Consider the following 17,537-nt stretch of genomic DNA (forward strand, 5'->3'; position numbering starts at 1 on the left):
GATATTTTTTGGCAGGATGAAAACCAATGCCCCAGATGACGTTTGTTGAGCAGGACGGAACAGAACGCACGGTCGATGCCCCGGTTGGCCTGTCCGTGCTGGAAATTGCCCATAAGCACGATGTGGACCTTGAGGGCGCGTGCGAGGGATCGCTGGCCTGCGCGACCTGCCACGTTGTGGTGGACCCCGCATGGGCGGACCGGTTGGATGCCCCGACCGATGATGAAGAAGACATGCTCGACCTTGCGTTCGGGCTGGAAAAAACCTCGCGCCTTGGCTGCCAGATTGTCATGACCGAAGCCCTTGATGGTCTGGTCGTGCGCCTGCCCAGCAAGGCCTGATAGCAAAAAGGGAAGGAAAGCCCGCCCATGCGTATTCTTGTTGCCATGTCCGGAGGGGTGGATAGTTCCGTGGTGGCTGCCCGCCTTTTGGAAGAAGGGCACGAGGTTGTGGGCGCGACCCTTCAGCTTTACGATTCCAGAGGGGCGGCCAAAAAGGGCGCGTGCTGTGCGGGGCAGGATATCCGCGACGCCCGCGCCGTGGCCGACCGTCTGGGATTCCCGCATTATGTGATTGATGCGGAACGCCGGTTTCAGGATAGCGTGATCGAGCGCTTTGCCGATGCCTATGCGGCGGGGGAAACCCCGGTCCCCTGTGTTGCGTGCAATCAGGGCGTCAAGTTTACCGACCTGTTGGGACTGGCGAAGGAAATCGGGGCCGATGCCATGGCCACCGGCCATTATGTTCGCCGTGTGGAAGGCCCGCAGGGTGCGGAACTGCACCGCCCGGTGGACGAGGCGCGTGACCAGAGCTGGTTCCTGTTTGCCACAACACGCGACCAGCTTGATTTTTTGCGCTTCCCTCTGGGGGACATGCCAGACAAGGCCGCCGTACGGCGCGAGGCCGAGCGGTACGGGCTTGTTGTGGCAGGCAAGCCAGACAGCCAGGACCTGTGCTTTGTCAGCGATGGTTCCTACGTGGATCTGGTGGAGCGCATGCACCCCGAAATGGCTGGTCCGGGCGAGATTGTGGACCAGTCCGGCCATGTTGTGGGCGCGCATGAGGGCGTGATGCGCTTTACCGTGGGCCAGAGCAAACGGCTGGGGAATGCCGCCCGCCTGCAGGGCGAACGCCAGATGGTGGTGGGCGTGGAGCCGGGCCGCAAGCGTGTTATTATTGGCCCGCGTGCGCATGCGTTTGTCAGCTCCCTGTCCGTGCGGGATGTCAACTGGCTGCTGGACCCCCCGGCCGAAGGCCTTGTCTGCAAGGTGCAGATGCGTGCGCGTGAAGAGCCGCGCACGGCCCGTGTGGTCCCAACCCCCGATGGCGCAACCGTGCTGCTGGACGAACCCGCCATGCCCGCCCCCGGTCAGGCCTGTGTGTTTTATCAGGGGAGCCGCATTCTGGGCGGCGGGTTTATCCGCCGGACGGACCAGCAGGCTACGGCTTAAACAGAACAGGAGAGCACGCACATGGCGGAAGGTCGTCTGGTTATTGGTACACAGCGTTATTCGTCATGGTCCCTGCGCGGCTGGCTGTGTGTGCGTCTGGCCGGGCTGGATGTGGGGGTGGAAGTTGTGCCGCTGGCCGGCGCAGGGCAGACCGCAGCCCTTAAAACCCTCTCGCCCAACGGGTGCGTACCGTATCTGGAACACAGGGGAGCCGTGGTGTGGGACTCGCTCTCCATTGCTGAATACTGTGCCGAGCACCACGCCTTTTTATGGCCGGAGGACCGGGCAGTGCGGGCATGGGCGCGCTCGGTAGCGGCGGAAATGCACTCCGGCTTCAGGGCCGTGCGTTCTGCCCTGCCCATGAATCTGGGCCGTAATCGCCCGTTGGCTGCGCCTCTGGCCGAAGATGTGCACAAGGATATAGCGCGCATTAACGCCATCTGGACCGAAGGGGCCGGCCGCGGCGGGCCGTTCCTGTGCGGGTCGGGCATGGGGAATGCGGATGCCATGTTTGCCCCTGTTGTCTGCCGTTTTCTGTCCTACGATGTGCCGGGGCTTTCCAGCACGGCGCAGGCTTACATGCAGGCCGTGCGCCAGCACCCGCTGATGGTGGAATGGTACGCTGCTGCTGCGCGTGAGCCGGTGGAATGGCAACTGGATATATACGAAACCCTGGCCTGAACACACCATGGCGGGCAGCAGGGCAGCAGGCATGAGCGTGCGCAACCCGCAGCAGGGCAACGGAGTGGGTGGTTCCCCCGCAGTGTCCACTCCCCCCTTGCAGGTGCTGACTGTTCTGCCCCCGCGTGAATGTTTTGCCCCTGATGAGGCCGGGGCCATAGCCCTGCTGGTGCACCGCATGGCCGGGGCGGGCGAAGTGGTGGCGGGCAGCCCCCCCGCAACCAGCCCGTATGATGATGTGCCTTTTGCGCCCGTGCCGCCTGTTCTGTTCCCGTTCAGCCATGCGGGGCGTTACCGGGCGGGCGTGGTGCGGCTGGTTCGCAGGCTGCGCCCCGATCTGGTGGAGGTGCATAACCGCCCGGATCTGGCGTGGGCCATAAGCCGGCGCTTTCCCCACCTGCCGCTGGTGCTGGTACTGCACAATGACCCGTGCAGTATGCGCCTGATCAAAACGGCCCGTAAGCGCATGTTGCTGGCCCGCAGGGTGGCTGTTGTTGTGGTGTCCGAGTGGTTGCGGAACCGTTTTCTGGAGCAGGGCGTGCAGGCGCAGGTTAGCGTGCTGCCCAATGGGCTGGACCTTGCGGCATTGCCAGCCCCCGCCCCTGTAAGGGACAATCTTGTGCTGTTTGCTGGCCGCGTTGTGGCAGACAAGGGGGTGGATGCCTTTGTGCAGGCCTGCGCCACCCTGCTGCCCCGCTACCCCACATGGCAGGCGCAAATTATAGGGGCAGACAGGTTTGGCTGTATGTCCCCCCAAACCGAATTCCTGAGCAGAATACAGGCGCAGGCTCAGGCTGCGGGGGTGAAGATGGTAGGCTACCAGCCCCATGCGCAGGTTTTGCAGGCCATGAGTCACGCGGCCATTGTGGCCGTGCCCAGCCGGTGGGCCGAACCTTTTGGCATGGCCGCACTGGAGGCCATGGGCTGTGGGGCCGCGTTGGTGACATCACGCAAAGGGGGGCTGCCCGATGTGGCCGGGCAGGCAGCACTTTACGCCAACCCCGATGACCTGCCCTCCATGGTGGAGGCGCTTGACCGCCTGATGTCCGATACCGAACTGCGCAGCCGCATGGGGCAGGCCGGGCGTGTGCGGGCACAGATGTTTGATAGTGCAGTGCTCCGCACCAGACGCCACAACCTGCATGCAAGGCTTGTGCAGGTCTGGCCCGATACAGGAGCACTCGGGCAGCCTTAAGGGGCGGTGTGCCGTGGAGTGGGTTTTTTAGCCCTGTTCGGTTGCGCGCCAGCCGCAGGCGTGCAGGGCGGGGCGCATGCCCGCGCGTGGGGGTGCGGTTACGGTAACACCGTTATCAATGGGTAGGTACAGGCTTCTGGCCAGCAGGTGCAGCCCGGCCGCGTGGGGCTTGCCGTAAAGCGCGTCCCCCACAATGGGCCAGCCCATGGCGGCACAATGGACACGGGCCTGATGGGTGCGCCCTGTTTCCAGCTCCAGTTCCAGCCAGCTTGTCTGCCCGTCCCGGCCCAGAACCCGCCATGTGGTGGCCGCAGGAGCCCCCTTGTCCGCTACCTGCACGGACCAGCCCGCTCTGGTGCTGGTTTTAAGCAGTGGCAGGTCAATCCGCCCGGTGGGTGCCTGTGGTCCACCATCCACCACAGCCCAGTAGGTTTTGCGTGCGGTTTTGTTGGCAAAGGCTTCCTGCATGGCCAGCAGGGGCTGTTTGCGCAGGGCTATGGCAAGGCAGCCCGATGTATCCGCATCCAGCCGGTGGGCAAGCCATGGGCCATCCTTGCGGCGGGAAAGCTGAGGGAACCAGTCCTCCACACAGGCACCCCCACCGGGGCCGGTGTGCACGGGCAGGCCCGCGGGTTTGTCAAGAATAACCACATGGCTGCTCTGGTAGAGCAGGGGGGGCAGGGGGGCAGACATACGGGGTTTTAGTCTTCTTCGCGGTTGGAGCCGATCAGCACCTTGCGGCGGCCGACATTGTCTGCCCGGCTGATAATTCCTTCCTTTTCCATCTGCTCAATCAGCTTGGCCGCGCGGTTGTAGCCAATGGACAGGTGGCGCTGGATGAAGGAGGTGGATGCCTTGCCCTCACGCGTGACAATGCTTACCGCCTCGCTGTACATGTCGGCTTCGGCGTTTTCGTTCCCGCTGGCACGGCTGCCAGCGCTGGAGGAGGAACCTTCCTCCATGGGTTCGGCCAGAACGTCCTCATCATAAATCGGCTCGCCCTGTTCCTTGAGGAAGTTGACAACCTGCTCCACTTCGCTGTCGGCCACAAACGGGCCGTGCACGCGGGTAATGCGCCCACCACCTTGCATGAACAGCATGTCCCCCTGCCCCAGAAGCTGCTCGGCCCCCTGCTCGCCCAGAATGGTGCGGCTGTCGAACTTGCTGATCACCTGAAACGAAATACGGGTGGGGAAGTTGGCCTTGATGGTGCCGGTAATCACATCCACCGAAGGGCGCTGCGTTGCCATGATGACATGAATCCCCGCCGCGCGCGCCTTCTGGGCCAGACGTTGCACGCAGGCGTCAATCTCCTTGCCTGCGGTCATCATCAGGTCGGCCATTTCGTCAATAATGACCACAATATAGGGCATGGGGTCCAGAGCGACGGACTGTTCTTCAAACACCGGATTGCCGGTCTCGGGGTCAAAGCCGGTCTGTACGCGGCGGACGACTACCTCTCCGTCTGCCCGGGCTTCGGCCGCACGGGCGTTGTAGCCTGCAATGTTGCGCACCTGCAGGTGGGCCATGGTGCGGTAGCGGCGGTCCATTTCCCGCACAACCCATTTGAGCGCGTTAACCGCCTTGGGGGGCTCGGTCACAACCGGGGTGAGCAGGTGGGGGATGCCATCGTAAATGGAGAGTTCGAGCACCTTGGGGTCAATCATGATCAGCCTGCATTCATCGGGCGAATGCCGGTAGAGCAGGGAGAGGATCATGGCGTTCACGCCAACCGATTTGCCTGAGCCGGTGGTGCCCGCCACCAGCAGGTGGGGCATGCGTGCAAGGTCGGAGAACATGGGTTCGCCCGCAATATCCTTGCCCAGTGCCAGAGGGAGCTGGCCTGTATCTTCCCGCCATGTGGGCTGGTTGAGCAGTTCGGACAGGTAAACCGTCTCACGCGTCTGGTTGGGAACTTCAATCCCCATCACGTTGCGGCCCGGCACGGTGGCAATGCGTACGCTCAGCACGGATAGCGAGCGCGCCACATCGTCCGCCAGCCCGATAATGCGGGCCGAGCGGATACCCGGTGCGGGTTCCAGTTCATACAGTGTGACCACGGGGCCTGCACTCATGCCCACAATGCGGCCCTGCACGCCGTAATCGGCCAGAACCTGCTCCAGCATGCGGGCGGTGGCGTTGAGCAACTCGGGCGAGGGGCCGGTATGGGCGTTGCTGGGGGCTGCGCGCAGCAGGCTCATGGGGGGGAGTTCCCACCCGCCTTTGCGGGTGGGAGTGCTGCGTTCGGGGGTGGCGTGCGTGCTTTCGGGCTGGCTTGCACCGGAGAACAGGCGGCCCAGCAACCCGCTTTTGGCGGGTTTTTCCGGTGCGGGGTGCGGTGTTGTGGCGGTGGGCAGGGTAAAGGCGGGTTCGGCCTTTGTGGCTGGCAGAGGGGTTATGGCCGTTGCCCGTGCAGGGGTGCCCGGCGGTGCATCCAGTGGTGCGGGGGTAAGGGCATGCGGGCTGTGCTGGCTGTTGTCCTGCGTGCCGTGCAGCACCAGTGCCGTGCCTGTGGCATGGTGGGTGGCGGGCTGCGGAGCGTGATAGGGGGCGAGGTCGTGCTCGTCCTCTTCATCATCAAACAGCGGGCCGGAGGGCAGGGTGCTGCCATAAAATGCGTCTGCCGCAGGCTGTGCGGCCTGTGCGGTGTAGGCGCTGGGCTGTGCGCTGGCTGCCGGGGCGGCGGGGTGTGGCTTGTGGCTGGCATAGTAGCGGACAAACCGCCTGCCCAGCCTGCCCGGCAGGCACACAACAAACACAAATGCCCGCCAGATGGCATACCATTCATCACGCCGCAGGCCGGTGCCAAGGGCAAGCAGAAGCCCGGCAAGCAACCCGCCCAGCAGCCAGATAACCATGCCCCCCGCAGGCCCTATGGCGGCCATGCCTGCGGCAATGGAGGTCTGGGCAATGGAATGCCCGACACCCCCGCCAATACCGGCCTGTGTGGGCCATTCCATGTTGGGCAGGGCAGTAAACAGCAGCGGAATGGCGGCAAGCAGGGCCCCGGCTACGGGGAGCAGGCATAAAATGGCAGCCACCCGCATGCCAAAGACCATCCATGTTTCATGCCCAAGCAGGCGGTGACCCATAAAGCGCCACCCCCATGCCAGCAGAATAAGCACCGGTACCGTGGCCCCCAGCCCGATTCCCTGTAACAGCGTATCGGCTACAAACGCGCCGGTTATGCCCAGCAGGTTGGTAGGGGGCTGGTTGGTGGCGGTGTTAAAGGAGGGGTCGGTCGGGTTGTAGGTCAGCAGGGCTGCCAGCAGGGCACAGGCCAGAATGCAGAGCGCAATGCCGCCCCCTTCCTCCATGCGCAGGCGCAGGGTACTTTTGTGGGGGGCGGGGGAACTGGTGGTATTTAAAGGGCTTGTGCGCGCCAAGGGTGCCGGTCCTGACTCCAGAGGCCGCGCCTGCTCCCTGCATTGGGCAGGAATCGTGTGCGCGGGTGGTTGTAAAGGGTGACTGCTTTCTTCTTAGCAGCCCTGCCGCGTATTGCGAACCGCATCCTTTGCACAAGATTGCGGCCAGAGGCGGGCGGTGTTGAACCCATGTTAAAGAGGCATGCCCACAGGTGGGAGCATGGCCACCCGGCGTGGCAGGCATGGGCGTATGGGGTGTGTACGGCTTGTTCCGCGGCGGGGGATCGACAATATTAGGCAGCTCATACCCATTGTGCGGATACGGCTGGCACTTTGCGCCTTGGCCTGTGTGGGGTGTATGCCGCATGGGGCCGGGCAGTCTGGGGCGGGGCTGTGGTGGTCTGGGTAAGGGATTGTCGCGTGCACAGGCCAGTATCATGGCGGATGTCTGTTCCTTGTTTATCTTCCGCTCCAGGGTGTGCCGTGTGAATGGATGCAAGTAATTTGACCAGTGTTTTGCAGGCTATGCAGTCCTCCCCCTTCCTGCGGCATATGCTGGCACCCTGTTTTGTTCTGCAACAACCCGGTTCCGGGCGGCCTGTCTGTGTTCAGCCCGATGGGAGCATTGCCTGCTCTGCCGAACCGGTTGAGCCTGCTCAGGCATGGTTTTACGCCCGGTTTGCACTGGAACTGTCCGCCCTTGTGCGTGCCTGTTGCCCGCCTGCGGGGGCAGGTCTGGCGGAGGGGGGCAATGGGCAGTGCATGGCGCGCCTGCTGCTGGCTGCGGCAAGGGTTACGGCCTGTGCCTGGCAGACGGGGCCATTCTGCCCCCCCGGTGGGGCCGTACCCATGCCATGTACATGGGGGCATGGTCTGGCGGGGAGCACAGCGCCCGATGCCACCCAGCTTGCACAGTGCTTTCCGGAACTGGCTTTTTTTGTAGCTCCCGCCTTGCGCCCGCATGGGGTGGATGTGCCCGCCCTGCAGGCATGGGCCTGTGCCGCATGGCCGGTGTTGCAACCTGCGGAATGGCTGGTTGTAAGCGGAGGGGACGAACGGCTGGACCCCGGTGCGCAAACCGGCCTTAACCGGTATGGGTGCCAGCCTCTCCCCCGGTATGGGGAGCTGGATTTTTCCTCCTCCACCGCATCCACCCCAACACTGCCCGCGGCACGGGCCATGCATCAGGCGGCTACCCGGCTGATCCGCCTTGCGGTGGAAGGGCAGGGAGCCGAAGCCGTTGTGGAAGAAGCCAAGACCTTTCTGGCGGGGTTTTACCATCTGGATGGAGCCGGGCGGGTTGTGCTCGCGCCATCAGGGACCGACTGCGCTCTGGCCGCCACGGCGGTCATGGGGTTGTTGAACACACCGCTGACAACCATCGTCCCCGGTGTGGAAGAAACCGGGAGCGGCGTGCCGCTGGCGACCTGTGGCCGCCATTTTGCCCACCGCACCGCGCGGGGGCTGGCTGTGCAGAAGGGCATGCCCATAGACGGGTTTATGCGGGATGCGGAGCATGTTGCACTGGAGCTGCGTGGCAGCAACGCGGAGCGTGTGCCCGATAACGCCCTGTTTGCCGCCTGCCAGCAGCATGTAGCCCGCGCGGTTGGGGCGGGGCGGCGCGTGCTGCTTTACATGCTGCATGTTTCCAAAACCGGGCAGCTTGTGTTGCCCGCCAGCAGGGTGCGCGCCCTGTGTGCGCAATACCCCGGTCAGGTGGATGTGCTGGTGGATGCCTGTCAGGCCCGCCTGCGGCCAGAGCTTGTGCGCCAGTACGTGGCGTGGGGCTGGGCGGTTATGGTTACGGGGTCCAAGTTTTTTACCGGCCCACCGTTTAGTGGCGCACTGTTCCTGCCCGATAGCTGGCTGGGCCGCCTGCACGGCACAGCCAGCCTGCCCGCCGGTCTTGCGGCATATGCCTCGCGGGCTGAATGGCCGGACCTGCCTGCCTGCCGCACCCTGCCTGCGGGCCTGAACACGGGCCTGTTCGTGCGCTGGAGTGGAGCACGGGCCGAAATGGAGGCATTTGCCGCCGTGCCGGATGCGCAAAAGGCAGAGCGGTTGCAGCAGTTCATGCTGGGGGCCACGGCGGCGCTGCGTGCCTGCCCGTTTGTGCGCCTGCTGCCCTCGGTGGCGTTGTCCACCCAGCCGGAGGCAGATGCGTGGGACAGCCTGCCGGGCATTTTTGCCTTTACTGTAATGCACGATGGTTGTGCGCTGGATTTTGCACAGGCCAGGCTGGTGCATGGCTGGCTGCTGGCGGATCTGACCCCCTACCTGCCCATGGACCTGCGGGGGGAGGAACGTGCCCTTGCGGCCCTGCCCTGCCATGTGGGGCAACCGGTTGCCCTGACCACGGCGCAGGGTGTTGAGGCAGGCATGGGCGCGCTCCGTGTTTCGGCCTCTGCACGGCATATTTCGGGCACGGGATGGAGCTATGCGGCTGCCCCCGCCGTGGCAAAAGGGGCCTCCACGGCAGACCACCCCGTAGCGTGGATGCTGGCCAAGCTGGGCCTGATCCTGCGGTATTGGGCGGACCTTGCCCATGCACAGCCACCGTGCCACCCGCATGCCGCCCGTGCCAGCCTGTCCGGCGGTGGGTGTATGCCCGGGCAGGCCCCTGCTTTGGGCAGGCTGGGCATTTCTGCTCTTGCGCTCGGGCAAAGCTGATTCCACAACAGAGGCATGAGCGAACACATGATTGCCGAAAAAGCCTCATCCTCTTCTCAGGACCATTTTCTGGATGGGCCTGAACTTCCAACCGGTATTACCCGCTTCTGGCTGATCCGCCATGCTCTGGTGGAAGAAAACGCCCGTATGCGCATGTATGGCAGCATGGACGTGCCGCTCTGCCCCGACAGCCTGATTGCCCAGAAGCCCATGTACCGTGCGCTGGCCCAGCGTCTGCCGCAGGACGCACAGTGGTTCATAAGCCCGCTCTCTCGCACACGGCGTACCGCACAGGCGATTGAGGAGGCCGGGTACGGCCCCCGCCCGCTCACTGTGGAGCTGGACCTGATCGAGCAGAATCTGGGCACATGGCAGGGGCTGGAATACAAGGCCCTGCCTGCGCACCTGACCTTGCCCCCCCACCCGTTCTGGCCCGTTGCCGCCAGTGACTGCCCCCCGGAGGGGGAGAGCGTGATTGAGGTATGCAGCCGTGTTGGCCGCCTGCTGGACCGGCTGGCCAGAACACATGCAGGGCGCAACATTGTGGCCGTGGCCCATGGTGGGGTTATTCGTGCGGCTCTGGCGCATGCGCTGCGCATACACGCCGAAACCGCGCTGCATTTTTCGGTCCAGAACCTCTCCCTGACCATTCTGGAGCGGCTGGATACGGGCTGGCGGGTGGTCACGGTAAACGAGTTGCCGGGTATCTGAACACCGCGGTTTCTGGCATTCAGGTCAAACAGGTGGCTGGCCGTGCGGGCAGCCGTTATTCCCAGACGGATATTTCCCAGACGGAGGGCTTTGGTCCATGTCTTTCTCTCCCTCACACGCCGGGGCGCTGGCCGCCACAGACCAGCTGTTTTTTGCTCAGGAGCAGGCCCAGCTTAGCCGGGATGACGCCGAAAAGCTGACCCGCACGGCGCTGGACGGCATGGACGATGGCGAACTGTTCCTTGAATACCGTGAGAGCGAATCCATAGCACTGGATGACGGGGTTATCCGCTCCGCCTCCTTCAACACCAGCACGGGCTTTGGCCTGCGCGCGGTGCTGGGGGAAGAGACAGGCTTTGCCCATTCGGATGAGATGAGCCGCTCCTCCCTGCTGCGTGCGGCCGGTGCTGTGGGTGCGGTGCGTGCGGGCCGCTCGGGGGTTATGGCCCCCCCACCACGCCCCACCAACCAGCGGCTCTATACGGATGCCAACCCGCTGGGGGATACGGATTTTGCCGCCCGGTCCGGTCTGCTTTCCAGCATGGATGCCTACGCGCGGGGCAAGGACAGGCGCGTGGTGCAGGTTATGGCCTCGCTCTCGGGCGAGTGGCAGGCCGTGCAGATCATCCGTGCCGATGGCGCGCGCGTGGCCGACCTGCGGCCACTGGTGCGGCTGAATGTGTCGGTTGTGGTGGAGCATGATGGCAAGCGCGAGAGCGGGAGCCACGGCCTTGGCGGACGTTATGAGATTAACCGCCTTCTGAATGAGGAAACATGGCAGGGTGCGGTGGACGAGGCCCTGCGTCAGGCGCTGGTGGCGCTGGAGGCACAGGCCGCCCCGGCAGGGGAAATGGAAGTGGTGCTGGGTGCTGGCTGGCCCGGCATTCTGCTGCACGAAGCCGTAGGCCACGGGCTGGAAGGCGATTTTAACCGCAAGGGAACATCCGTTTTTGCCGGGCGTATTGGCACCCGCGTGGCCTCCCCCGGGGTGACGGTCATAGATGACGGCTCCATGCCGGACCGCCGTGGCAGCCTGACCATAGATGATGAAGGCACACCCACAGGCCGCACGGTGCTGATTGAGGATGGTATTCTCAAAGGCTATTTGCAGGACCGGCTGAACGCACGGCTCATGGGGGTTGCCCCTACGGGGAATGGCCGCCGCCAGTCCTATGCGCATATGCCCCTGCCACGCATGACCAACACCATTATGCTCGAAGGCAACGCCACCACGGAGGAGATGATCCGCTCGGTCAAGCGTGGGCTGTATGCCGTGCATTTTGGTGGCGGGCAGGTGGATATTACGTCGGGCAAGTTCGTGTTTGCTGCCTCCGAAGCGTATCTGATCGAAAACGGGCGCGTTACGGCCCCGGTCAAGGGGGCAACGCTCATTGGCAGCGGGGCAGAGGCCATGACCCAGGTTTCCATGATCGGGGGCAATCTGGAGTTAGACCCCGGCATTGGCACCTGCGGCAAGGCCGGGCAGGGCGTGCCGGTAGGTGTTGGGCAACCCACCCTTAAAATGACCGGGCTGACCGTGGGCGGCACGGCGTAAGGGCTGCACCAGTTGGTTATGGCCTGCGGTGGGCTGTTCCTGTTGCGCGCCCTCTCATGCTAGAGCGTGTGCCTTGGGTTCTGCCCGCCTGATGCGGGCCGAAGGATAGGGACAGGAAAATGGTCGAGAGCGGATTTCGGAGTTCTTTCATGCGCGAGGCCGCGGCACGCGGTTTCATTTTCCAGTGCACGGATGCGCAGGCACTGGACGCACTTATGGAACGGGAGTCCATCTCGGCTTATATCGGCTTTGACCCCACGGCAGACAGCCTGCATGTGGGCGGGCTGATCCAGATTATGATGCTGCGCCTGCTGCAAAAGCATGGCCACCGCCCCATCGCCCTTGTGGGCGGCGGCACTGCCCGTATTGGCGACCCTTCCTTCAGGGAGGAAGCGCGGCGGCTGATGACGGATGACATCATCCAGACCAACCTTGCCGGCATAGAAGGGTGTCTGCGCCAGTTCCTGACCTTTGGCACGGGCCCTTCGGATGCCCTGCTGGTCAATAATGCCGACTGGCTGGACAAGCTGGCCTATATTGACCTGCTGCGCGATGTGGGGGTGCATTTTTCCATTAACCGCATGCTGGCCTTCGATTCCGTCAAGAATCGTCTGGAACGTGAGCAGGGGCTGACTTTTCTGGAGTTCAACTACTCGATTCTCCAGTCCTATGACTTCCGCGAACTCAGCCGCAAATACGGGCTGGTGCTGCAACTTGGCGGCTCCGACCAGTGGGGCAACATTATCTCTGGCGTGGAACTGGTGCGCAGGACGGATCAGAAATCCGTCATGGGGCTGACCACTCCGCTGCTTACCACCTCCTCCGGCGCAAAAATGGGCAAAACGGCCAGTGGAGCTGTGTGGCTGTCCGAAAAACGTCTGCCTGTGTTTGATTACTGGCAGTTCTGGCGCAACACCGAGGATGCCGATGTCGGGCGCTTCCTGCGCCTGTTCACGGACCTGCCGCTTGAGGAATGTGCACGGCTTGAGAGCCTGCCGGGCGCGCAGATTAACGAAGCCAAAAAGGTGCTGGCGACCGAAGCCACAGCCCTGTGCCACGGGCGCGAGGCCGCTCTGGCCGCAGCCGAAGCCGCCCGCCAGACCTTTGAGGAAGGTGCGCTGACAGCCGCTGACCTGCCTGTGCATGAAGTGGCCCAGCCTGACCTTGCCGCAGGGATTCCCGTTTTCCGCCTGCTGGTGGAGGCAGGGCTTGCCAAAACCAATGGCGAGGCCCGGCGTTTGGTACGGGGCGGGGGCGCGCGCCTCAACAATGCCGTGATAGCGGATGAAAATCGCCTGATTGTGGAGCACGATAGTGTAGATGGCGCCATCAGGCTTTCTGCTGGCAAAAAACATCATGTGCTGGTGAAGGTAGGGTCCTGAACGCCAAGCCACCAGCAGGAGAGACAATGTTATGAAACGTCTTGTGTGCGCTCTGGCAGCATTGGGTTCTTTAACCGTTCTGGCAGGGTGTGCAGGCCCTGGTGGCCCCGGCCCACGGCCACGCCCGTACTATCCGTATGGCTATGCTGGTTCCAGCATACGGTATGATGACTATTACGGATATGGCGGTGGGTATGCTGGTGGTGGCTGGTCCCGCCCTGCACCGCGCCCACCCATGGGCAGGCCGGGTATGGGGCCTGGCCGCCCCGGTGGTGGCAATAATAATGGAGGGGGCTGGTCCCGCCCCGGCGGGGGTGGTCGCCCGGATGGTGGCGGTCGTCCCGGTCGTCCGGGGGGAGGTGGCCCCGGCGGTGGCGGCCAGCGCCCCGGTGGCGGTGCACAAGGTGGCGGTGGTCCATCCGGGGGTGGTTCGCCCGGTGGTGGCCATGGCGGCGGTCAGGGTGGTCCCGGCGGTGGGGGTGGCCCCAATAAAGGCCCCCCGCGCGGCTGAGCCACTTTGGGCTTTGCCTGATTGGAGTATGTCTGCAAAAGGCTCCGCCAGAGTGCGGGGCCTTTTTTGTATGGGAGGGGGGAATACCCAAACCCCGTGAGGGGCAGGCGGGCTACTTTTCTTTCAGGTCGCTCGGAAGCCTGAAAAAAAACCATGCCATATGCGTGGGGGAGTTGCTGGTGCTGCTGGACAGGATTGAACTGTCGACCTCTCCCTTACCAAGGGAGTGCTCTACCACTGAGCTACAGCAGCACTGCTTGCGGGGTTCTAGCCTTTTGGGCGCACCACCGCAAGAGTGGGGTGAACAAAAAAAGACGAAAATTAATCGTCCCTATGCGTTTTTTCCATACGCTCGTGCTGTTCCTGCGCCTCAATGGACAAGGTAGCGATCGGGCGGGCCTCCAGACGCTTCAGGCCGATGGGCTCACCGGTTTCCTCGCAGTAGCCATAGCTGCCGTTTTCAACCCGCTGGAGAGCAAGGTTGATCTTGCCAATCAGCTTGCGGGCACGGTCACGGGTGCGCAGTTCAAGGGCACGGTCCGTTTCCACGCTTGCGCGGTCGGTAATATCGGCTTCATGAATGCCACCTTCGGAAAGGCTGGCCAGGGTATCCCCCGCCTCTTTCAAAAGGTCAGCGCGCCATTTGAGCAGTTTCTGCCGGAAGTATTCCGTCTGAAGAGGGTTCATGAACTCTTCTTCTTCTGACGGGCGATAATCTGGCGGTAAAGTAATCATGTCAGTCGTCAGCCTTTGCAATGACAGGAAACCTGCCTTGAAAGAATGACGCGGCTTATAGCGGCATCATGCCCGTGCGCCAAGAATTTTATGCACAGATGCCAGAAGAAAAGCAGGAGGGTCGGTCAGTAAGATAAAAGAAAAACTGATATTCGGAAAAAGTAATAAACAGAAAACATCCGATTATTAAAATTTCAATAAAATCCGATATGTGGCGCGCTACCCCTGCCACACAGGTTTTTGCTTTGGCGCAACAACTGGCCCAGCGCGGGGGAGGCCCTTACCTCCACGCATAAAAAAGGGGCCGTGCGCACACGACCCCTTGCAGACACTCTGGCGTATGTTGCCCGATTAGAACGGGATTTCATCATCCAGATCACCACCGCCGGAAGCATCCCAGCCGCCAGACGGTGCGCCACCGCCACCACCACGCTGCGGGGCAGGCAGGCGGGAGGATGCGCCGCCGTTACCGCCATTGCCATAGTCCGAGCCACCGCCGGTGTTGTAGCCGCCGTAGCTGCTGCCACCATTGCCGCCACCAAAGCCACCCCCGCCAAAGCCGCCGCCACCTTCGCCTTCACCACCGTTGCGGCTGTCCAGCAGAACCAGTTCGCCACGGAAGCGGTCCACAACCACTTCGGTCGTGTAGCGTTCCTGCCCACCCTGATCGGTCCATTTGCGGGTCTGCAATGCGCCTTCAAGGTACACCTTGCGGCCTTTGCGCAGGAAGCGTTCGGCAACGTCGGCCAGCCGGTCGTTAAAAATGACAACGCGGTGCCATTCGGTCCGCTCGCGCTTTTCGCCCGAAGCGCGGTCGTTCCATGTGTCGCTGGTAGCGAGGGAGAAGGACACGATTTTCTGCCCGCTCTGGCTGGAGCGGACTTCCGGGTCTTTGCCCAGATTGCCGACCAGAATGACCTTGTTAACGCTTCCAGCCATGGTTCTCTTCGCCTTCTGTAACCTGTGAGTTCGTTTTGTTCCGGTCTGTGTAGCGCAGCACGGGGGGCGTGGTCCACCTATTGTGCGGGTGGCTCACGCCATACTTTACGCCAGCCGCCAGATGGACAGGCGCGCGGCACCGTGCTGGCGTTCTGCCAGCAGTTCGTGCGGGCAGGCGGGGGCGTCTTCGGCGTCATTTGCAAAAGGCAGGGGTTCGTCGCGCTCGGTTTCAATCACGGCTATGGCGTTGGGGGCAATCCAGCCTCTGGCTTTCAGGGCGGCCAGGGCCGTGCCGGGCAGGTGCTTGTGGTAAGGTGGGTCCAGGAACACCAAGGTTGCAGGCGTTGCGCGGGCGGCTGGTGGAACGGTGACATCCCGCGGGTACACCGTGCAGCGTTCTTCCCACCCGCAGGCATGGATATTGGCGCGCAGGGCGGTGAGGGCCTGACGGTCGGTTTCAAAAAAAACGGCTCTTTCCGCCCCGCGGGACAAAGCTTCCAGCCCCAGAGCGCCCGTGCCTGCAAAGGCGTCCAGCACATGGGCACCTTCCAGCAGGGCCGCTCCACCCCACGGAGCATGGGCCAGTACGTCAAACAGAGCTTGGCGCACACGGTCTGCCGTGGGGCGTGTGGTGCCGCCAGAGGGTGCGGCCAGCACCCGGCCTTTGCGTGCCCCGGCAATAATGCGCACCATCAGCGGACCTTGTGGCGGGCAGGGGCGGTCTGCTGGGCGGTTTTTTCCGGCGCTTTGGGCAACTGGTCACGCAGGACGCGGGGCGGAATTTCCTCCAGCTCACCTTTTTGCAGCGTGCCAAGGGGGAACGGCCCGTAGCTGGTGCGGATCAGGCGGCTGACATGCAGGTTAAGCCCGGCCATAACCTTACGGATCTCGCGGTTCTTGCCTTCCTTGAGCGAGACAGTGAGCCACGCGTTATCGCCCTTGCGCGAGTCGAGGGCTGCAATAATGGGGCCGTAACGCACGCCTTCAAACACGCAGCCATGGGCGAGGGAGGCCAGCCGCGCCTCGTCCACCACACCAAACACGCGCACGCGGTAGCGCCGCAGCCAGCCGTTGGAGGGCAGTTCCAGCCTGCGGGCCAGTTCACCATCATTGGTCAGCAGCAACAGCCCCTCGCTGTTCAGGTCAAGCCGCCCGACGCTGATCACGCGGGGCATGCCTTCTGGCAGGGAGGAAAAAACGGTTGGCCGTCCTTCGGGGTCCTTGTGGGTTGTTACCAGCCCGTCGGGCTTGTGGTAGCGCCACAGCCTTGTGCGCTCCGGGGTTGCAACCGGCTGGTTGTCCACCAGAACAATATCGCCATCGGTGACAAAGGTTGCCGGGTGCGTAACAGCCTGACTGTTCAGCCGCACGCGCCCTTCCTCAATCATGCGCTCTGCATCGCGCCGGCTGGCTACCCCTGAACGGGCCAGCCATTTTGCAATGCGTTCTCCCCGCGCTTCCTGTGTCACGCCTGTTCTCCTGCTGCCTGTACGAAGGCCTTGAAAAGTGTTCTGTCTGCCGGGTCTATGCCAAATTCCGGGTGCCATTGCACCCCAAGGCAAAAACGGTGGTCCGGGTCTTCTATGCCTTCTATCACGCCATCTTCGGCAATGGCATTCACCCGCCCGCGTCCGGGGGTGCCAACGGCCTGATGGTGGGCGGAATTAACGGCAATGCGTGTGGCCCCGCCGGTTATGCGGGCCAGAAGGGTGTCGGGCTGGATGTCCACGCCGTGGCTTGCCTCATCCCGCGGGTTGGGCTGCTCATGTGGCAAGGTTGTGGGGTTTGTGTCGGGCAGATGCTGGATGAGCGTTGCACCAAGGTTTACGGCAATTAACTGCATGCCCCCGCATATGCCCAGCACGGGTATGTTGCGCTGCAACGCGGCGGCCAGCAGGGCGCTTTCGGCCCGCGTGCGGCGCGGGCGCAGGGTTACGCTGGGGTGGCGCTCGGACGCACCATAAAGCAGGGGATCAATATCAAACGCGCCACCGGTTATGAGCAGCCCGTCCAGCTTGGCCACGTATTCCAGCCCCAGTTGCGGGAACAGGGGAAGGGCTACCGGCAGGCCACCTGCGGTGGCTACGGCGCTCAGATAATTCTCGCGCAGGGCGCACCACGCAAAGCGGGAGTAACGCTCCGCGCCGCCGTCTTCCAGATCAAGGGTAATGCCAATAACGGGGCGCTCTGCTGCCATAAGCCTGTGGTCCTGCACAAAAAGCCGTTGGAAAACTGGAACTGCTTCGTGTCAGGTGCCACAGGTGCGTAAATTTTGCATCTTTTCCCGTCTGCCCCGTGCCGGGGCTGGTGCTTTGGAGCCGCTTCTAGCGGGTCAGAAACAC

The 17,537-nt window shown here is 63.2% G+C and carries 16 protein-coding genes and 1 tRNA gene; 9 read left to right on the forward strand and 8 right to left on the reverse strand.

Annotated elements, in window-relative coordinates:
- Positions 1-26: 26 nt before the first annotated feature.
- The 4 genes from GOB83_RS08535 to GOB83_RS08550 are packed head-to-tail and all read left to right on the forward strand — an operon-like array spanning position 27 to position 3,327.
- The gene (locus GOB83_RS08535; protein WP_086647057.1) at positions 27-341 is read left to right on the forward strand and encodes a ferredoxin family 2Fe-2S iron-sulfur cluster binding protein; all 315 of its coding nucleotides are present in this window, start codon (positions 27-29) and stop codon (positions 339-341) included.
- A gap of 27 nt (positions 342-368) precedes the next feature.
- The gene (gene mnmA, locus GOB83_RS08540) at positions 369-1,451 is read left to right on the forward strand and encodes a tRNA 2-thiouridine(34) synthase MnmA (RefSeq protein ID WP_086647056.1); all 1,083 of its coding nucleotides are present in this window, start codon (positions 369-371) and stop codon (positions 1,449-1,451) included.
- A 21-nt stretch (positions 1,452-1,472) separates the two neighbouring features.
- Positions 1,473-2,132, forward strand: a complete 660-nt coding sequence (locus GOB83_RS08545) for a glutathione S-transferase (RefSeq protein ID WP_165925757.1) — start codon at positions 1,473-1,475, stop codon at positions 2,130-2,132.
- Positions 2,133-2,139: 7 nt separating this feature from the next.
- Positions 2,140-3,327: a glycosyltransferase family 4 protein gene (locus tag GOB83_RS08550; protein ID WP_242005791.1), complete on the forward strand. Its 1,188-nt coding sequence runs from the start codon at positions 2,140-2,142 to the stop codon at positions 3,325-3,327.
- Positions 3,328-3,354: 27 nt separating this feature from the next.
- On the opposite strand, the gene GOB83_RS08555 is transcribed toward GOB83_RS08550, so the two are convergent.
- Together GOB83_RS08555 and GOB83_RS08560 are read right to left on the reverse strand one after the other, a co-directional pair.
- Entirely contained in the window at positions 3,355-4,020 is a 666-nt protein-coding gene (locus GOB83_RS08555) for an RluA family pseudouridine synthase (RefSeq protein ID WP_165925758.1), read from the reverse strand.
- A gap of 8 nt (positions 4,021-4,028) precedes the next feature.
- A complete protein-coding gene (locus GOB83_RS08560) occupies positions 4,029-6,713 on the reverse strand; it encodes a DNA translocase FtsK (RefSeq protein ID WP_264802745.1) in 2,685 nt (894 codons plus the stop codon).
- Between the two features lie 468 nt (positions 6,714-7,181).
- Here GOB83_RS08560 and GOB83_RS08565 point away from each other — a divergent pair, with 468 nt between their 5' ends.
- The 5 genes from GOB83_RS08565 (at position 7,182) to GOB83_RS08585 (ending at position 13,521) form a co-directional block, all read left to right on the forward strand.
- Positions 7,182-9,362 (forward strand): GMP reductase, encoded by a 2,181-nt coding sequence (locus GOB83_RS08565; RefSeq protein ID WP_165925759.1) that lies wholly within the window; start codon positions 7,182-7,184, stop codon positions 9,360-9,362.
- A 15-nt stretch (positions 9,363-9,377) separates the two neighbouring features.
- Positions 9,378-10,073, forward strand: coding sequence for a histidine phosphatase family protein (locus tag GOB83_RS08570; RefSeq protein WP_165925760.1), 696 nt, complete (start codon positions 9,378-9,380; stop codon positions 10,071-10,073).
- Between the two features lie 97 nt (positions 10,074-10,170).
- Entirely contained in the window at positions 10,171-11,628 is a 1,458-nt protein-coding gene (gene tldD / locus GOB83_RS08575) for a metalloprotease TldD (protein ID WP_095349461.1), read from the forward strand.
- 119 nt (positions 11,629-11,747) lie between these two features.
- Entirely contained in the window at positions 11,748-13,010 is a 1,263-nt protein-coding gene (tyrS, locus tag GOB83_RS08580) for a tyrosine--tRNA ligase (RefSeq protein ID WP_095349460.1), read from the forward strand.
- Positions 13,011-13,041: 31 nt separating this feature from the next.
- Positions 13,042-13,521 (forward strand): hypothetical protein, encoded by a 480-nt coding sequence (locus tag GOB83_RS08585; RefSeq protein WP_095349459.1) that lies wholly within the window; start codon positions 13,042-13,044, stop codon positions 13,519-13,521.
- Positions 13,522-13,698: 177 nt separating this feature from the next.
- Here the strand turns inward: GOB83_RS08585 and GOB83_RS08590 are convergent.
- The 6 genes from GOB83_RS08590 to GOB83_RS08615 all read right to left on the reverse strand — a co-directional run bounded on the left by GOB83_RS08590 (position 13,699) and on the right by GOB83_RS08615 (position 17,392).
- A tRNA-Thr gene (locus tag GOB83_RS08590) sits at positions 13,699-13,773 on the reverse strand.
- Between the two features lie 69 nt (positions 13,774-13,842).
- Positions 13,843-14,256: an RNA polymerase-binding protein DksA gene (dksA, locus tag GOB83_RS08595; RefSeq protein WP_086647048.1), complete on the reverse strand. Its 414-nt coding sequence runs from the start codon at positions 14,254-14,256 to the stop codon at positions 13,843-13,845.
- 351 nt (positions 14,257-14,607) lie between these two features.
- Entirely contained in the window at positions 14,608-15,195 is a 588-nt protein-coding gene (gene ssb, locus GOB83_RS08600; protein ID WP_086647047.1) for a single-stranded DNA-binding protein, read from the reverse strand.
- A gap of 105 nt (positions 15,196-15,300) precedes the next feature.
- A complete protein-coding gene (gene rsmD, locus GOB83_RS08605; protein WP_165925761.1) occupies positions 15,301-15,888 on the reverse strand; it encodes a 16S rRNA (guanine(966)-N(2))-methyltransferase RsmD in 588 nt (195 codons plus the stop codon).
- Positions 15,888-16,664, reverse strand: coding sequence for a pseudouridine synthase (locus tag GOB83_RS08610; RefSeq protein ID WP_264802496.1), 777 nt, complete (start codon positions 16,662-16,664; stop codon positions 15,888-15,890). Before GOB83_RS08610 ends, rsmD begins: the two co-directional genes overlap by 1 nt.
- Positions 16,661-17,392 carry a gamma-glutamyl-gamma-aminobutyrate hydrolase family protein gene (locus GOB83_RS08615; RefSeq protein ID WP_086647044.1) on the reverse strand — a complete coding sequence of 244 codons (732 nt, stop codon included), beginning with the start codon at positions 17,390-17,392 and terminating at the stop codon, positions 16,661-16,663. The genes GOB83_RS08610 and GOB83_RS08615 overlap by 4 nt, the downstream gene beginning before the upstream one ends.
- Positions 17,393-17,537: the final 145 nt, after the last annotated feature.

The organism is Acetobacter fabarum, assembly GCF_011516925.1.
GTDB lineage: Bacteria > Pseudomonadota > Alphaproteobacteria > Acetobacterales > Acetobacteraceae > Acetobacter > Acetobacter fabarum.